Origin of the sequence: Methanosarcina barkeri 3, assembly GCF_000970305.1 — an archaeon.
GTDB classification, from domain to species: Archaea; Halobacteriota; Methanosarcinia; order Methanosarcinales; family Methanosarcinaceae; genus Methanosarcina; species Methanosarcina barkeri_A.
Genome location: NZ_CP009517.1, coordinates 1,722,027 through 1,737,642 on the forward strand (window position 1 = coordinate 1,722,027; position 15,616 = coordinate 1,737,642).

Sequence of the window (15,616 nt, forward strand, 5' to 3'; positions counted from 1 at the left end):
TATTCCACATGAATTTTTTGCAAGAGTTTTGTGTTAGAATTTCCATTACCTTTCAGCTATGACCGTTTTCAGTATTCATAAAGTATGTTACTCACTTTTTACAGTAACGTAACCCGGCCTTATTATCGAACTGCTGCCATCAGTATTAGTTACATTTAGAGTAACGTTATAAGTTCCAGGTTTTGTGAAAGTGTGCGTAGCATTCATCGCATGCTTTGAATTAATACCGTCCCCAAAGTCCCACAGCCAGGAAGTCGGTGCACCTGTACTATTGTCAGTAAACAGTACTTTTAACGGGGCTGTTCCAGAATTAGGGAATCCAGAAAAGTCTGCAACTGGTTTCTTTGATTCTGATTCCTTCTTCGAAATAGTGCACATGTAGATATCCGAGTTTTCAAGTCCATTGCGAGAATCTGCCCATACAATCCTGTCCCCGTAGATTGCACGACCCGACGCTGATCCGCTGGTAGTGATCTGAGTCTCCTTTCCAGTGGGGAGATCGTACATATAGATATCAGTTTTCCAATTGCGAGTATCGGTATATACTATTCTGTTACCATAAATGACAGGCCAGCCTACACGTCCGCTAGCGATTTGAGTTTCCTTTTTAGTGGAAAGATCATACATGTGGATATCGAAATTCCCATTGTGTTCATCCTGCCATACAATTCTGTTCCCGTGAATTACAGGCTTCTGCTTCCATGATTCAGTGGAAGTTATCTGTGTCTCTTTGGAAGTAGACAGATTGTACATGTAAATATCTCCATCTACCCATACTACTCTATCATCGTATATACTAGGAAAATACTTATGGTCGGATTCACTGGTAGTAATCTGAATCTCTCTGGAAGTAGAAAGATTATACATGTATACATCGGATTTTCCATTGCGGAAATCAATCCATGCAGCCTTATCCTTATAGATAGCAGGAAGCCACTTATCTGATTTGTTAGTGGTTATCTGAGTTTCCTTAGAAGCGGAGACATTGTATACGTAGATCTTATTTTGATTTCCATTACGCAGATTATTCCACACTATATTGCCACTGCCAATATCAAGATCGTACTGACTAGTTTCACCGGTGATTATTTTCATTTCCTTGCGAGTGTTGAGATCATACATATAGATATCCCAGTTTCCATTGCGGTTATCCTGCCATACTATCCAGTCATTGTAGATATCAGGGCCACCCGTGATTGATTTGTTTGTTGTAATCAGATATTCGGTGAGAATAAGCTCCCCATCTATGCGTTGCGCAGGAGATACTGTTACAATAGACGATTTTGAGGAAGTGCCCTTTATATTATCTACTGTCAGGTTAACAGTATAGGTTCCAGGATAAGCATATACATAAACCGGATTTTTTTCTATAGAATCAGCAGTTCCATCATTGTTGAAATCCCATACCCATGATGTTGCGTTTTCCGAGAGTTGTGTAAATTGAACTGAAAGAGGAACCTGACCAGCTGTGGCATTAGTTTTGAAGTCTGCTAACGGAGGAACTTCAGCTTCCCGTAAAATTATTTCCATATTTTTTGATGACTTGTCTTTTCCGTTACTCACGGTTAAATTGATAATATAAGTTCCCGGAGTCGTGTATGTATAAGCTGGATTTTGGTTTGTGGAGTCAGATATTCCATCACTGTCAAAATCCCATTTCCATAAAATTGCATTTTTCGAGAGATCTGTAAACTGGACAGCAACTGGGGCAAGATCCTGTGTTATATTTGTACTGAAGTTTGCAATGGGAATTATTGATTCCTGCGATGTTGATACAGATACGAGCGGGAGATAGTCCGTATAATTCTCATTAATTTTATAGGGTAAATCTCCAATTCCATCTTCATCCGAATCTACGCAGTTCTGGGAAAATCCAGTTCCATCAGGTTTTGCCCAGTAATTACCACCAAGGTAAGGACCGCATACAACATTAGTACCTGAGACTTTTGTGATATTCCAGGTAGCGAAAAATATTCCGGTTTTATTGTTTATTGTCTTTGCAGTATAATAGTTGCTTTTGTCGCTGCTTTCATCGTTAAAGAAATTGACAGTATTATTAAATATGTTATTATAAAACCAATTGGTTCCATTATATGGAACCTCATAGCTGACATCTCCGACACAGACTCCATATTGATTGTTTAGTTCCACCCTGTTACTGGCTACCAGATTGCCTGAAGAATCGCATTCAAAAAATATGCCTATATTGTTGTTTGAAATAGTATTGTTTAAAAGTGAGTTTCCTCCATTTAAAAGTGAGTCTCCTCCTGCTAAGTTTCCTACATAAGCTGGACCGCTTAAGAATATCCCTATATTGCTGTTTAAGATTGTATTATTTGAAAAAGAGTGCCCACTTAGCGATGCTCCAACCATAATTCCTTGGCCATTATCAGTTAGAGTATTATTATTAATTACACAAGAACCTGACATTATATGCATGCCTGTGCTACAATTCACAATCTTATTGTTTTCTATTTCACCAGAATCAGAGTCATAAAGGGCAATTCCCATACCCCCCGAGCCAGCGTTTGGATCATTTGAAACATAATTCTCGAGAATTTTGTAGCCATTGCATTGAACCAAATCTATGCAACCCTTTAAAATAGTATTATTAAGCAAAACAGAATTATTTAGTCCTCGATAAACATCAATACTTCCGTCAACAATTAGATTGTCGGAAATTCTAAGATTAGAAATCACGGCGTCATCAGGCGCAGATATACGGACACCTGAGCTTAGAATCACGTTCTTCTCAACCATGAAGCTGTGACACACCTTAGCATCAATGCCAAGTTTCAAAATGTTATTTTTAACAGTACAGTTTTCAATGGGGTCCTGATAACTATAACCAGCAAAGGCACCAGTAGGCATATATTTCCGTAAAATTAAACCTTCCTGTATACTAAACCCACTTATAGTAGTATTGTTTGCACCCATTTTAAATGACCGAACAAGAGTGTTCTCAGGATCTTGAGATTCAGAAAGGATACTTATATTTTCCTTTGTTACACCCACACTTTCGTTATAATTTCCTGGACAAACTAAAATTACATCTCCAGAATACGAATTAGTTACTGCTTCCTGAATAGATCTGAAATCTGCTTCAGAATCATCATCTACAGTAATTTCCTTTGCCGACGCATGACCACAAATCGTGTCTGTTATTGCTCCTGCTATAAATAGAATGGTCACTAAAAAGATTGTTCTGCGTGCTCCCATTAACTACCACTCCCATCGAACCTGTTAAAACTCATTTCAGTTATGTTTTGAGAGCAGCCAGAATTTTGTCAGTTTTAATCTGTTTTAATGTTATTTGATTTCCAGTAAGATACTGACCAGAAGTAAACAAAATTCGGGATTCAAACAGGTTCATTGAATATACGTATGGGAACTGTAAAACCTCTTTTCTGAATTTGTGCTTTTATATAATAATCAAAAAATTGAAAAAGTAAACATAAAAGCATTAGGAGTTTCAAGGTTTATGATAAATAATCAGGTATGGGTTTTTGCAGTACCCTGTAAAGAAGCTAAACATAAAGGCAGATATAGTTATCTAATTGCGACTGAAAAAATAAGAGAGATAGGAAGTTTAGAGCAAGGCATTTTTAAAGTAGATCTCTCAAACCTTCCCATCCAGGAAAACAAGAGATAAATTTATAGGCTATTTTCAGTTAACGCTTAGCCAAAAGGTCATAAGGTTAAGTTGTAACAATTACAGATAATTTTTCTACTTTTTAATGTAAATAATCAGACATAAGATTATCAGGACGACAAGAATAACCGCATAATATAACGGGTTGCCCTCAATATTAAATCCAAATATTCCTGAAGATTCTTCTTCCTCTGGACCCGATTCAATCCCAACAGCACTATTAAACCTTTCTTCTATGCCCATATGGCCTGAGATATGGTAGGCAATCAAGCTTAATCCTGCAACAGCCAAAACCAATAACCCAAATAAGAGCATACTTTTCTTTCGATCTATTTCATACAAGTGGCTCAGCCTCCGAAAGCATATCTGGTCTGACTTTTCGTATGTAAGATACTACATATCCAGTAAGCACAGCCTCTATCACAGCAACTCCCATATTGACTCCTGCCAGGAGAGAGAGCCCATAGAGAATATCCATACGACTCTGCGTTACTCCCTGGATACCTGAGATCAATATTATGACTATCATGATTACGTTACCAAGCAAAAGTCCTGCCAAAGTAGCGATACCGGCTCTCGAAAACAAGCTTAATTTGGCTTTGATAAGTCCGCGATATGTAAAGTAGGCAACCGAAACTTCAGTTATATTGACTAGAGTGTTCGCTCCGATCATCCCCCATCCACCATGTCCTATTGCTGCAGATAATATATTCACTATGAACACAATTATCCCTCCTACTGCCGGACCTCCCAGAATACCTATAAGAGGCGTTAGATTCATGTGAACTCCACCAAACAAGGGGATATTTACCTGAAAGATTGCAAATGAAGCAGCAGTGCACATCCCTGCAATAGTTAACACTTTATTGTCATTGCTTTTCTTCACATTTTTCATCCAATACATACAAAGGCAGACTACAATTATAGCGAGAATCCACCATATAGAAATCCATTGGAAGGAAAAAGCACCGTCTTCTAAATGTATGTGAGCCATTTGAGAACTTCCTATAATATTTGTTTTTTATCTATGCAGATTTTAAACAGGTTTCAGTAACACTAATTTGTTGGATTTATCAATTTTGTAATTTTTGGCATAATACCAAATAATTTGGTATTATGCCAAATTTTAATTTTGCAAGTTAGCTAGAAAGTAATAAATCAAATTGAGGAAAATAGAACTCAAACTAGTTCGTTAGAGCTCTTTAGATGATGCGTGTTACAACTTTTTAGATGACGCATGTTACAACTTTTTAGATGATGCTTATTACAACTTTTTAGATGATGCATGTTATAGCTTTTTAGATGATGCATGTTATAGCTTTTAGTGCTATATGCTACAACTTTTTAGGTGCTACATGTTAGAGCTCTTTAGACACTGTTTATATTTGTTCTCAGGTTAGAGGGATTTAACCAGCTCTTCCACAGTCACAGGCCTTCTTTTTACCTCTATTTTCTTAAACTCGCAGAGAGCTTCATACACCTGTGCAATTATAGGTTCCTTCAGCCCTGCATCTTCAAGCAAATCAATATTGTAAAAGATGTCTGAGGGCCTGCCTTCCGCAATTACAGATCCTCCTTTAACAATACAGACCCTATCAGCTATACGTGCAGCAAGGTCGAGATCGTGTGTAGCCAGGACGATACTAATGCCGTGCTTTTCTTTTAATTCACAGATTATGTTTTCAATGATTTCGGCATGCTTTGGGTCCAGATCTGAAGTTGGTTCATCAAGAGCAATTATTTTTGGTTTCATGGCAAGGATACCAGCTATGGAGACTAAACGTTTCTGCCCACCACTAAGATAATTAGGAATTTTGTTTATAAACTTCTCAGCTCCTACAGCCCTTAAAGCTTCCATTGCTGCGTTCCAGGCTTCACCTCTGTTCATACCTAAATTGAGTGGGCCGAACATAACGTCATCGAGGACAGTTGGAGCAAAAAGCTGATCATCCGATTTCTGAAACACTATTCCCACGTGTTTCCACAGATCTTTTTTTGTTGTAGAGTCTGTCTTTTGACCCATGACATATATGTTACCTTTTGACGGCAAAAGCAGGCCGTTCAGGTGCTCCAAAAGGGTCGATTTGCCTGAGCCGTTTGCCCCGCATAAGGCAACGATCTCATTCTCTTTAACCCTGAAACACAAATCATGAATTCCAATGCTGCCATCTGGGTAGACATGACTTGCACAGTCTATGTGTATTAACTCATGAGGCTCTGAAAAAGCATGGTTTTGTACTGGATCAATATGTTTTTTCATAAATTAGTCATTCACCTCGAAATTGATGAATTATGAAACAGTAGCAGATAAGTTACTACGAATAAAAACACCAACAAAACAGCATAGTCTATAGGTTTCATTTGAGGAACTTCTGTTGATGTAGTGTATGTTCCATCATATCCCCGAGACTCCATAGCTTTGTTCACCCTTTCCGCCTGATCATAAGATCGAATAAAAACAAGCGCAAAGATCTCCGCAAAGATCTGGCTTTGCCTGACTACGTTTTTAATTAAACCTCCACCTCTCGACTTAAAAGCCCTTATCATAGAATCAACCATGTCCAATGTTATGAAAAGAAACCTGTAGGACATCAAAAATATCTGATCTATGGGAAATGGAAAGATCCTGTAAATCAGAACTGAAAGATAAGCGTATTTAGTCGTCATGAGAAACAGAAGGGAAGATGTCATTGATATAAGAGCTTTTAGCAAAAGCCTAACCACTAGCAATAACCCATTATCCGTTAAAGTCAAGGAAAACCAGAAGAATTTGAGGGAAAACAGTGGTACACCGGTTTCGTTCCACATCAATAAGATAACTAAAGATAAAACAAACAAAACAGGTAAGAGACACCAGTCAAATAGCTTTCTTATTGGCAGTCCAATATGCCAATATAAAAGAAGTAAAAGAGCATACAGAGCCACCAGTACTTCAACACTTTTAACAATAGTTAAAATTAAGATGATGGCAATAAGCCCAATTAGTTTTATCCAGGGACTGGCCCTAGAAAGAAAAGAGTAAGAGTTCTCACTATAGTAAGTAATAAGATCAAGATCAGGGATATGACCGGAAGCCTGTGAGTTATTCATATATAATCCGCAATTTTGAATCAAATTTTGTTTACAGAAATCAAAGTAATAAGCAAGAAAACTATTTTTCATACCTGCTTGAACGCCAAATTTAAAAATATAATATTCAATTCTTCGCGTTCCAGAAAACAGACACGGTTAAACTCAAAACTGTTTTTTCTCATTTTTGATCTCCTGATTTCTAGATATTAACATCTAACAGGCAGATATATCTTTTGGGTGAAACACAAATATATTGGGAAATATTTGGTATATGGCCAAAAAATTATAATAGCTAAGTACTCCAGTGCTTATACGTGAATAAACAGGATTTAAAAAGTTTATATTCTAGACTCTAATTTGAGATTTGTAATCTGGAGCTACTGACAAAGTAACGAGGTTTAAATTTGGTAGAAGGAGTTTAAACTTGTTTAAGTAGTTGAAAACAATAAATAAGAAAATTCATTGACATTCAATTCATTGACATTCAATTCATTGACATTCAATTCATTGACATCCAATTCAAACTAAATGAGGTTAATTATAAGAAGCTTAGTTATTTTTAAAATCTCTACAAACTACTTTTTCCATTTTCATTAACTTTCAAAACCACCCCACGGAAATTTCACATAGACTCTCAGTCTTAGAATAAGAAAACTTTAAGCCGACTGTTAGCTTGTTACGAAGACATTTATTAACATACAGATGAAATTAATAAATTATATATTAACTGTTTCCTTGTTTTTAAATGTCTCTTTCATTCTACATAAAACCTGAACCTGTAAATAGGAAAACTTGACAAGCAAATAGAAATTAAACCTTAAACAAGCAAATAGAAATTAAACCTTAAGACAAGCAAATAAAAATTGAACCTTAAAAGTTATAACCAGGAAAAGAGAACAAAGTAAACCCGGATTTAACCCAAATTTAAGTTTAACAGGAGATAAGTATGAGGGAGATTATCCTTACAAAAAAGATAGAAAATACTGCTTTTAAAATGAACGCGGATTTTATTGGAATTGCAGATGCAGCTTGCTTTGAAAACTCGGAATATACAGGAAATAAACCTCAGGATGTGATGGCAAGTGTTCGGTCAGTTATAATCCTGGGAGTTGGCGTACCGAGAGGAGCTTTCGAGACTCTTCCAGAAGGAAGGGCCGAGTATACCAACACTCTTATGGCAGCAACTGCAACCCTTCGAATAGTCGCTTTTCAAATTGCAAAACTTATTGAAAAAGAAGGATACAGAGCAACTATTGTGCCTACAGAAGGAAGTGAATTCGGATACTGGTATGCTAACCGCGAGACACTTAAGGCAAACCTGTCCATCAAATATGCTGCATATCATGCAGGACTGGGAAACTTCGGCATGAATCATCTTCTTATTACAAAAGACTACGGTCCCAGAGTTCGAATGACCGCAATACTGACCAATGCTCCGCTAGAAAAAGGAGAAAAGGATACTTTACTACCGTTTATTAACGAGAAATGCAGCAAATGCCTGAAATGCATTGAAATATGCCCTGCTGGTGCTATCTCCCGGGATGGAGAAATTGACAGGCAAAAGTGTGCACAGTATATGTTTAATGTACTGGGAGGGCTTCGTTGTGGGCTCTGTGTTAAAGTTTGCCCACAGTAAACTTGCTGTGTTTTACTAACGAATTTTTAGTGACAATAAACTTAAAAGATTTAGAAAAGTTGAATATTTAAGGGCAGGCTTTAAGTGACAGCAGACGATAAATAATTCGGAAGCTTAAACTAACGCACTGTCCAAGTCACTTAAAATCAAGTGACGCAGAAAGCATTAACACAAATTGAAGTTCAGTTAGGTAAGCAATGGAATCTGGTGCAAAAGCAAATGCTGAACAACTTGATTATGCAGGAAACGACTATTTTATGGTCTACTGCTGGCAGGTCTATGAAATCATTAAAATAAATTCCCTGATGGCTTTAAATTACAAACGGCTGTACTACTTCACGACACGTAGAAGACACTGACGCAAAATATGAAAATTTAGTTATCACGTTCGGCGAAAATGTCGCGGATCTCTATTCATGAAGTCATATATGAAAGAAAAGAAGATGACACAGGGTACTATTTGCCTTATCTATACTCCATATGTGGGATCGTCTTAGAATTTGCTGACCGTGCTCCTAATTTGTCCGGAATGGAAGGCGTATGGCTGGAAAGATTGAAAAAATACATCAAAAAATCAAAATTTTGGCAGTCCGAATATATATAAAGGCATATGGCTAAATGATTTAGCCAGTTCCTGTTTTAAAGTTATTGAAGATTCTTTTTAGATTACTAAGGTTTTAGTTCTATAGTATTCTCAAAATAACACATCCCATTATCTTAACCCAATAAACGGAATTTTTCTCATTTATTTTAGAGTTTAAAGATGATTGCAATATATTTTTACAAAACTAAGCCTTTTATGTCACTATTTTTTCAAATTTTCCGGTTTTGCAATAGTTAGAACACTGCCGTTATGTATTTATGTTAACGTCGTTAAGTACAGATAATTAGAGGAAATAAATTTATCTTAATATATAATAAATAAGCCTTAACAATAATTAGGCCAGTAAAATTACGATATAGATGAGAAAAAATGAAAATAAATAAACAAAAGTTAACGACTACAGTACTTCTGGCTATTTTTGTAGCATTCATACCCCTTGGGGCAGCAGCTCCTATAGGAACTTCCGAAAACGCAACAGTAGAAGCCGCAAAAGGTTGGCTAGGAGTTGAGTTCGTACACGGAGCCAATAACACAAGTGCTATTGACTGCTCTCACCTGGTATATCAAGTATACAACCAGGTAGGTGCTAAAGACATCTTTTTCCTGAAAGTACCTGAGATGAAAAACAATACGAATTATGTTAATACAACCTCTCCAGCTCCCGGAGACATAATCCTCTGGCAAAAGGACGTCAGCCAGAACGGCAAAATGTATTGGCTTGCCACCCATGTAGGAATATACATAGGAAACAATCAGTTTATAGACCCATCATTTGATACTGAAAATGTTACCACAGAAAATATCACTGGTGTGTATAAAGAAGGAATGCCGTACTTTGCAAGATGGTCTCATAATTAAGAGATTATCGTGAAAAGACCTAAAAAGCTTAAAAGACCTAAAAAGCTTGAAAGACCTAAAAAGCTTAAAAGACCTAAAAAGCTTAAAAAACTTAAAAAAGCCTACTGAATGGAGAGTTCTAACAAGGTCTCCTATTTCATTTTTAGCTTTTCGTAGAGTAAATAATAAGTACATAACGTTATGGACTGCCTATGTATTATGTACAATTGAAAAATTCATCTCCTTTACAATAAAATAGGGCAGTATGTTAAAGGTTCTATAAAAAATTAGAATTCCTCTGGATTTTTAGCAAAAATCCATGACAGTTGTTCAAAGTAGCGTGTTTATAATTAATGTATTGACGTATAAAGTTTATAGAATTTTTGATATACTATCATTGAAAATATGCTACATATGACAAATAATGCAAGTAGTAAAAGTTTGTGTTTTACTTCAGAGGAGAATCTTACTATGAAATTGAAGTATACTAAACTCCAACTTGCCTTGGAAATTATAGGGCTTCTACTTTTAGTAGGTATGGTAACTTTTATTTACATTCAGTGGGACCAAATTCCTCAACAAGTTCCTATGCATTATAATGCACTGGGTGAAATCGATAGCTGGGGAAGTAAATATCAAACCCTTATTTTACCAGCCATAAGTATTTTGCTTTATAGTTTCATGACTGTAGTATCTTTTTTCCCACAGATTTGGAATGTTCCCGTTCAAATAACAGATAAGAACAAAGAAGCAGTGTACCTCAGTACAAAGAACCTAATTATATTCTTGAAAGTTGAGATGTTGACTATATTCTTTTACCTGAATTATCATACCGTAACTGCACAACCTTTGTCAATTACTTTTTTACCCATTCTTATGATAATTATATTTGGCACACTAGTTTTCTTCATCGTACGGATCATTCGATTAGGAAATGAAAAAAAGTATAACCGTGAATTCTGAGCATACTAATTCCTTCTAAGGTCACTTGAGTTGTTGATTAATAATAAAAAAGAAACAAAAAAGAAACTTTTTATCTTCTGAGATAGGCTTTCTGGAATAAACTTTCCGGAATAGGCCCTCTAGATAGCTAATAATCTCTCTTGTTCCCAACCGGTTACTAACTATAGCTGGTTGAATTTCCAATACACCAGCTATGGCTTCTGTTGACATTTCTTTAATAGCCCTCTTTAAGGCTAGTATGATAATTGATTGTCTTTTAGAATATATTAAAAAGTATACTTGTAAGATTATTGAATACCCTACCCCTTTCTTTCTCAAAAGCCAAAGTTGGGTGTTGAATGATAAGTCATATGTTATTTCACAAGAGCATACATGAAATAATCAAAGAAATTACCGTTTTTATAGACACCCTTCTTCATTATGCCCTCAAAAATAAATCCGGCTTTTTCAAGAGCTTTTCTTGAGCCGATATTTTGTGCATAAGGCTCTGCAAATATCCGGACAATGTCGTACTGTTCAAAAGCTGTCCGACAAAGCTGTTTTATTGCTTCGCTCATTATTCCTTTGCCCCAAAAAGGTTCGCCAAGCCAGTATGCAATTTCTGCATTCTTACAATAAACATCGCTTTTAAGGAATAATGCAATACATCCTGCAGCTTCTCCGTTCACAACAATTGCCCTGCAGCATTGTTGTGTTTCATCGTTAAAGCTAAAGCTTTCTACAGTTTTTCTGCAGTCATCTAAAGTAGAGGGAAAAGAATCCCTCATATTTTTTGCAATTTTTGTATTATGAGAATACTTGAAAAAGTTTTCAGTATCTGTTTTTTTCCACTTTCTCAATTCAAAATCCATTTTGACAACTTCCTGCAAAGATAAATACCGAAGAAACAACAAAAAGGACTTTAATTCACAACAACACAGTTCTTTTTTATTTTCGTGTTATCTAACAGCATTCTTTACCGTTAAGCTAACAACATAGTCCTTTATCATTTTCGTGTTATCTAACAGCATTCTTTACCGTTAAGCTAACAACATAATTTCCTGCATAATATGTATGTGTTGGACTTCGTCGTTGAAAACATGCCGTATCCAGAGCTCCAAGTCCATAAAACTGGCAAGCCGGTACTTATCAGTAAGAGTAACAGTCAAAGGAGCTTTTTCTGAAGTAACATTACCGGTAAAATCAGAGTTTGGGTATACAGATGTTAGGATATGTTTAGAGACATAATTTCCCAGGAGTGTATACCCAACCGAATTCGGATGTACCCCATCAAGTGAGTTATTTTCATCGTACCCATCGTGTACGCCGTTTCCTGGTGATAAGTCAACAGAGTCGTATGTGTCTATTACCGAGATACCGGCCAGCGCAGCTTGCGAAGTTAGGTTGTCATTTAACGATATACGCTTGAAGTTATTGCTTGAAATTGGCACAGTCGTCAATATGTAGGGAGTGATGCTTCGGTTTCTCGCTTCCTGTGCCATCCAAAGTATATCATTAATAATGTCCTGTTCACTGCGCCCAGCAGAAATATCATTTTGTCCATACATGATTAAGACAATGTCAGGATTGTAAATATCTAACCACTGAGGAAACGTAACTCGACCCTGTGCTGCCGTAGTGCCACCTATTCCAACATTAGACACATACCATGTCGGAGAATATGCATTCAGAGTAGCATTCAGGTACGATCCATATCCGAGTCCGTAGTTAACTCCTACGCCCTTTGTAATTGAATCTCCCACAGTCAAAATATGATTAGAAGTATGTGGTGCAGATGACCTTGTAGAGGAAACACTCATATTTGAGAATTTGTTTGTAGAATTTGTTATCATTACGGGCATATTTTCAATAACACTGATAGTGCATCCGTTGAAGATATTATCACAAGAGTCAGTTGTATTTATTCCATAACCTTTTTCAGCAGTAGAAACACAATCCGTGAAAGCATTCCAATTTGAATTGACTAAAGAAATCCCATTATTTCCTCTAATAGCCGACGTATTACACCTCAAAAAGGTATTATTGTTTGCTGTTGTGATAACAATGCTGTCTTCAATAACGGTTGAAACTGTACAATCAGTGAAAGTGTTGTTATTTGCCATATCACTCAAATTTATACCGGTATTTGCAGAGTTACATTCACAACCCGAAAAATTGCAGTACCCCGAATTGGATAAACGGATGGAATTGGTTTTCTTTGAGTTCAGGGTAGATTCATTAACTGTTAGATATTGACTGTTAGTTGCAAATATTCCATAGGTATTTGAGGAAATGTCACAGTCACGGATAATTACGTGTGATGATGCGGACTTTACAAAAATTCCTGTATTTTTATATACATCAATCGTGTCATTCAAAATACTCACATAATTACAGTCAGCCAGATATATTCCGTACGCAGACGATATGCTCTTGTTCATTTGATTGATTGTGACATTTTCGATTGCAATACCGTTCTTACCAAAAGATAAAATTCCACTGCCTGAAGTGTCCTGTGCAAAAGTAATTGTATGTCCCTTACCATCAAATGTTATGTTGTCAGCATCTACTGAGAACGCTGTGGCTGAAGCATCGACATCACCCATCAGCACGTATGTTTCCCCAGGAATATTTAACGAGTAAGAAGAAACCGTACCCGCTGGAATTTCGATAGTTGCCGACGATGGCATTGCCATAAAACATAACAAAAAGACCGTTAAAATAACCCACGATTTCATTCTTATGCTCTTCCTCTGTTAGATTAACAGCATACCCATGTTTTTTATTTGTAGTTAAAGTTTTGTTAGATATTTATATTGTTAGTGGATTCCCTTCAACCTTAAGATATTTAAATTATGCATCCGACTATGATAATATCAGTTTATACACTCTTCCGAATTTATTGTTATTCCGTTAGCGTTAGATCTGCTTTGCCTTTAAAATCAACTATCAGAGACTCACTCTATTCTATTAACAAACACCCTGATTATGTGCTTTGCATCGAAATTAACGGCAGAGTGTCGATTTTCTGTAAGATTATAACTTTCAAGAAGTTGGTAGTTTGGAATTGATATTGAAAGAACGGAATTATACTCAGTAGACACAAATTAACTTTGAATTTATAGCAAATCTGAACATTACCTTAAAGGTTGCATATACCTATTTTTTACATATTTTTGCCCTGAAATTGAATTATCGGATAATCTATTGAGAGTGAGACAGCCACCTAAGAGATTATTTAATTAAATAAGTAATAAGTGAATTATATAAACAAAATAGAAGCTGAAGGCAGGTACTGAGATTTAGCCGGGTTATTGGACAGAGGAAAATTCTTGTCACCAACTTATCAATCTCCATAGATTATTCTTACAAATTAATAATTATAAAGCAGTTTATTGATATAAAAAGGTTCATCTTTTCTTTAGTTAATTCTGTAGTTTCCTTAGTTTTTCCAGGTTAAGCAGGAATTTGTAACTATTAGATTATTAGATTTAAGTGATTTGAAGGTCCTTTAATGACTTGTTTTTTAATGACTTGTTTTTTAATGACTTGTTTTTTAATGACTTGTTTTTTAATGACTTGTTTTTTAATGACTTGTTTTTTAATGACTTGTTTTTTAATGACCTGTCTTTTAATGACTTGTTTTTTAATGACCTGTCTTTTAATGATTTGTCTTTTTAATACTTGATTGACATCAAAATTCAAAACTACATATCTGAATTTTGTATCCAGAATTATCAATTGAGTTTCCTATTATTCCAAAGAGTAAACTCTTGCCTTTTTTATCGCACAGAGCCCTTTTCAGAAACCCTCAGGATAGACGAACTTGAGGAGGAAAAGAAAAAACCGATACGGGACAAATAACGGAATTGTGCGCCTGCGAAGATTACAATCTACAATGCCTGTTCCTTCTTACAACATAACGTATTTGAAAGAACAGCACATAGAGAAAATACAATGGGTCTTAAAATTCACGAGATAGGGAAAGAGATTCTGTATATTTTGCTTTCTGAATTTTTTAGTAAAAAGGAATATGTAGAACTTGCATATCTTTTTGGTTCGACAGCAGAGGGAACAGAAGGACCGTTAAGCGATATTGATATAGGTGTTTATCTTTCCAGCAAACTCACAAAAGGAGAAAGAATAGAAAAGCGTCTGGAATTGATAGGAGAACTTTCAACCCTCCTCAAGAATGATCATGTAGACCTCCTGGTGATGAACGATGCTGCACCCGTTATTAATTTTGAAGTCATAAGACCCAATGTGCCGTTATTTGTAAGAAATGAAGACCTGAAACTGGACGTGGAGCAGTATGTCATGTCTAGATACCTGGACCGAAAGTATCATGAAGACTTTTTAAACAGGGAATTACTAAAACGAATCAGGGAGAAGAGTGATATTCGGAATGTCAGCAGCAGATAAGTTATTTAGAAAGTTGAACTTTATGCAGCGTTGTGTAGACTACCTTAAATCAATAGATCCCGAAAGCTCAGACCTTGAAAGCAACTATGAAAAGCGTTCCGCAGTAGAGAGAAATTTTCAACTTGCAATTGAATGTGCTATTGACATCGGAGAAATCATCATCTCAAAAGAGGGACTTGAAAGGCCTGAAGATTACAGGAGTGTATTTCGGATTCTTGGCAGGCACGAAATAATTCCTGAAGAATTCGCAGAAAAATTTGCTTTTTCTGCTGGATTCAGAAATATCCTGGTCCATGCTTATGAAGAAGTGGATTTTGATATATTAAGAAAACTGCTTGCTGAAAATCTGAAAGACTTTGACACATTTGCCCTTTACGCTGCAGAATATGCAGAGAGGCTTGCAGAGTAAAAATAAATATTAAAAAGAAAAAAATAAGAAAAATAAAGCTGC

Annotated in this window: 16 protein-coding genes; 8 read left to right on the forward strand and 8 right to left on the reverse strand. The window is 36.0% G+C overall.

All coding sequences use genetic code 11. From position 1 onward, the window contains the following. Window positions 1–87: 87 nt before the first annotated feature. Entirely contained in the window at window positions 88–3,219 is a 3,132-nt protein-coding gene (locus MSBR3_RS06890) for a PKD domain-containing protein (protein WP_048107269.1), read from the reverse strand. A gap of 262 nt (window positions 3,220–3,481) precedes the next feature. Here MSBR3_RS06890 and MSBR3_RS06895 point away from each other — a divergent pair, with 262 nt between their 5' ends. Beyond that, the gene (locus MSBR3_RS06895) at window positions 3,482–3,652 is read left to right on the forward strand and encodes a hypothetical protein (RefSeq protein WP_196297024.1); all 171 of its coding nucleotides are present in this window, start codon (window positions 3,482–3,484) and stop codon (window positions 3,650–3,652) included. 75 nt (window positions 3,653–3,727) lie between these two features. Here the strand turns inward: MSBR3_RS06895 and MSBR3_RS06900 are convergent, their stop codons facing one another. The 4 genes from MSBR3_RS06900 to cbiQ all read right to left on the reverse strand — a co-directional run bounded on the left by MSBR3_RS06900 (window position 3,728) and on the right by cbiQ (window position 6,814). Further along, window positions 3,728–3,994, reverse strand: coding sequence for a hypothetical protein (locus MSBR3_RS06900; protein ID WP_048107271.1), 267 nt, complete (start codon window positions 3,992–3,994; stop codon window positions 3,728–3,730). Further along, a complete protein-coding gene (locus MSBR3_RS06905) occupies window positions 3,987–4,646 on the reverse strand; it encodes an energy-coupling factor ABC transporter permease (RefSeq protein WP_048107272.1) in 660 nt (219 codons plus the stop codon). The genes MSBR3_RS06900 and MSBR3_RS06905 overlap by 8 nt, the downstream gene beginning before the upstream one ends. A gap of 402 nt (window positions 4,647–5,048) precedes the next feature. Continuing rightward, complete coding sequence (locus MSBR3_RS06910) at window positions 5,049–5,912, reverse strand: energy-coupling factor ABC transporter ATP-binding protein (RefSeq protein WP_048107273.1); 864 nt, start codon at window positions 5,910–5,912, stop codon at window positions 5,049–5,051. A gap of 11 nt (window positions 5,913–5,923) precedes the next feature. Beyond that, the gene (gene cbiQ / locus MSBR3_RS06915; RefSeq protein ID WP_329956824.1) at window positions 5,924–6,814 is read right to left on the reverse strand and encodes a cobalt ECF transporter T component CbiQ; all 891 of its coding nucleotides are present in this window, start codon (window positions 6,812–6,814) and stop codon (window positions 5,924–5,926) included. 856 nt (window positions 6,815–7,670) lie between these two features. Between cbiQ and MSBR3_RS06920 the strand changes: the two genes are divergently transcribed. The 5 genes from MSBR3_RS06920 to MSBR3_RS06930 all read left to right on the forward strand — a co-directional run bounded on the left by MSBR3_RS06920 (window position 7,671) and on the right by MSBR3_RS06930 (window position 10,764). After that, window positions 7,671–8,360 (forward strand): 4Fe-4S binding protein, encoded by a 690-nt coding sequence (locus MSBR3_RS06920; RefSeq protein ID WP_048107274.1) that lies wholly within the window; start codon window positions 7,671–7,673, stop codon window positions 8,358–8,360. Between the two features lie 197 nt (window positions 8,361–8,557). After that, window positions 8,558–8,719: a hypothetical protein gene (locus tag MSBR3_RS20145; RefSeq protein WP_155396748.1), complete on the forward strand. Its 162-nt coding sequence runs from the start codon at window positions 8,558–8,560 to the stop codon at window positions 8,717–8,719. 38 nt (window positions 8,720–8,757) lie between these two features. Next, a complete protein-coding gene (locus MSBR3_RS20635) occupies window positions 8,758–8,964 on the forward strand; it encodes a hypothetical protein (protein ID WP_196297025.1) in 207 nt (68 codons plus the stop codon). A 369-nt stretch (window positions 8,965–9,333) separates the two neighbouring features. Further along, on the forward strand, window positions 9,334–9,822 hold the full coding sequence (locus MSBR3_RS06925) for a C40 family peptidase (protein WP_048107275.1): 489 nt from the start codon (window positions 9,334–9,336) through the stop codon (window positions 9,820–9,822). Between the two features lie 393 nt (window positions 9,823–10,215). Continuing rightward, window positions 10,216–10,764, forward strand: coding sequence for a DUF1648 domain-containing protein (locus MSBR3_RS06930; RefSeq protein ID WP_196297026.1), 549 nt, complete (start codon window positions 10,216–10,218; stop codon window positions 10,762–10,764). A gap of 353 nt (window positions 10,765–11,117) precedes the next feature. Here MSBR3_RS06930 and MSBR3_RS06940 read toward each other — a convergent pair whose 3' ends face one another. From MSBR3_RS06940 to MSBR3_RS06950, 3 genes are all read right to left on the reverse strand, one after another. Beyond that, complete coding sequence (locus MSBR3_RS06940) at window positions 11,118–11,615, reverse strand: GNAT family N-acetyltransferase (protein WP_048107278.1); 498 nt, start codon at window positions 11,613–11,615, stop codon at window positions 11,118–11,120. Window positions 11,616–11,783: 168 nt separating this feature from the next. Further along, window positions 11,784–13,439, reverse strand: a complete 1,656-nt coding sequence (locus tag MSBR3_RS06945) for a GDSL-type esterase/lipase family protein (RefSeq protein ID WP_048107279.1) — start codon at window positions 13,437–13,439, stop codon at window positions 11,784–11,786. Window positions 13,440–14,220: 781 nt separating this feature from the next. Next, complete coding sequence (locus MSBR3_RS06950) at window positions 14,221–14,484, reverse strand: hypothetical protein (protein WP_048107280.1); 264 nt, start codon at window positions 14,482–14,484, stop codon at window positions 14,221–14,223. A gap of 216 nt (window positions 14,485–14,700) precedes the next feature. On the opposite strand from MSBR3_RS06950, the gene mntA reads away from it, so the two are divergent. Continuing rightward, window positions 14,701–15,165 carry a type VII toxin-antitoxin system MntA family adenylyltransferase antitoxin gene (mntA, locus tag MSBR3_RS06955; RefSeq protein ID WP_048107281.1) on the forward strand — a complete coding sequence of 155 codons (465 nt, stop codon included), beginning with the start codon at window positions 14,701–14,703 and terminating at the stop codon, window positions 15,163–15,165. After that, on the forward strand, window positions 15,149–15,574 hold the full coding sequence (gene hepT / locus MSBR3_RS06960; protein WP_048107282.1) for a type VII toxin-antitoxin system HepT family RNase toxin: 426 nt from the start codon (window positions 15,149–15,151) through the stop codon (window positions 15,572–15,574). Before mntA ends, hepT begins: the two co-directional genes overlap by 17 nt. Window positions 15,575–15,616: the final 42 nt, after the last annotated feature.

What these genes read in the sequence shown, in the direction of transcription:
- MSBR3_RS06890 (WP_048107269.1), bottom strand. Translation starts at nt 3,219, where the DNA reads ATGGGAGCACGCAGAACAATCTTTTTAGTGACCATTCTATTTATAGCA.
- MSBR3_RS06895 (WP_196297024.1), top strand. Translation starts at nt 3,482, where the DNA reads ATGATAAATAATCAGGTATGGGTTTTTGCAGTACCCTGTAAAGAAGCT.
- MSBR3_RS06905 (WP_048107272.1), bottom strand. Translation starts at nt 4,646, where the DNA reads ATGGCTCACATACATTTAGAAGACGGTGCTTTTTCCTTCCAATGGATT.
- MSBR3_RS06910 (WP_048107273.1), bottom strand. Translation starts at nt 5,912, where the DNA reads ATGAAAAAACATATTGATCCAGTACAAAACCATGCTTTTTCAGAGCCT.
- cbiQ (WP_329956824.1), bottom strand. Translation starts at nt 6,814, where the DNA reads ATGAAAAATAGTTTTCTTGCTTATTACTTTGATTTCTGTAAACAAAAT.
- MSBR3_RS06920 (WP_048107274.1), top strand. Translation starts at nt 7,671, where the DNA reads ATGAGGGAGATTATCCTTACAAAAAAGATAGAAAATACTGCTTTTAAA.
- MSBR3_RS20145 (WP_155396748.1), top strand. Translation starts at nt 8,558, where the DNA reads ATGGAATCTGGTGCAAAAGCAAATGCTGAACAACTTGATTATGCAGGA.
- MSBR3_RS20635 (WP_196297025.1), top strand. Translation starts at nt 8,758, where the DNA reads ATGTCGCGGATCTCTATTCATGAAGTCATATATGAAAGAAAAGAAGAT.
- MSBR3_RS06925 (WP_048107275.1), top strand. Translation starts at nt 9,334, where the DNA reads ATGAAAATAAATAAACAAAAGTTAACGACTACAGTACTTCTGGCTATT.
- MSBR3_RS06930 (WP_196297026.1), top strand. Translation starts at nt 10,216, where the DNA reads ATGACAAATAATGCAAGTAGTAAAAGTTTGTGTTTTACTTCAGAGGAG.
- MSBR3_RS06940 (WP_048107278.1), bottom strand. Translation starts at nt 11,615, where the DNA reads ATGGATTTTGAATTGAGAAAGTGGAAAAAAACAGATACTGAAAACTTT.
- MSBR3_RS06945 (WP_048107279.1), bottom strand. Translation starts at nt 13,439, where the DNA reads ATGGCAATGCCATCGTCGGCAACTATCGAAATTCCAGCGGGTACGGTT.
- mntA (WP_048107281.1), top strand. Translation starts at nt 14,701, where the DNA reads ATGGGTCTTAAAATTCACGAGATAGGGAAAGAGATTCTGTATATTTTG.
- hepT (WP_048107282.1), top strand. Translation starts at nt 15,149, where the DNA reads ATGTCAGCAGCAGATAAGTTATTTAGAAAGTTGAACTTTATGCAGCGT.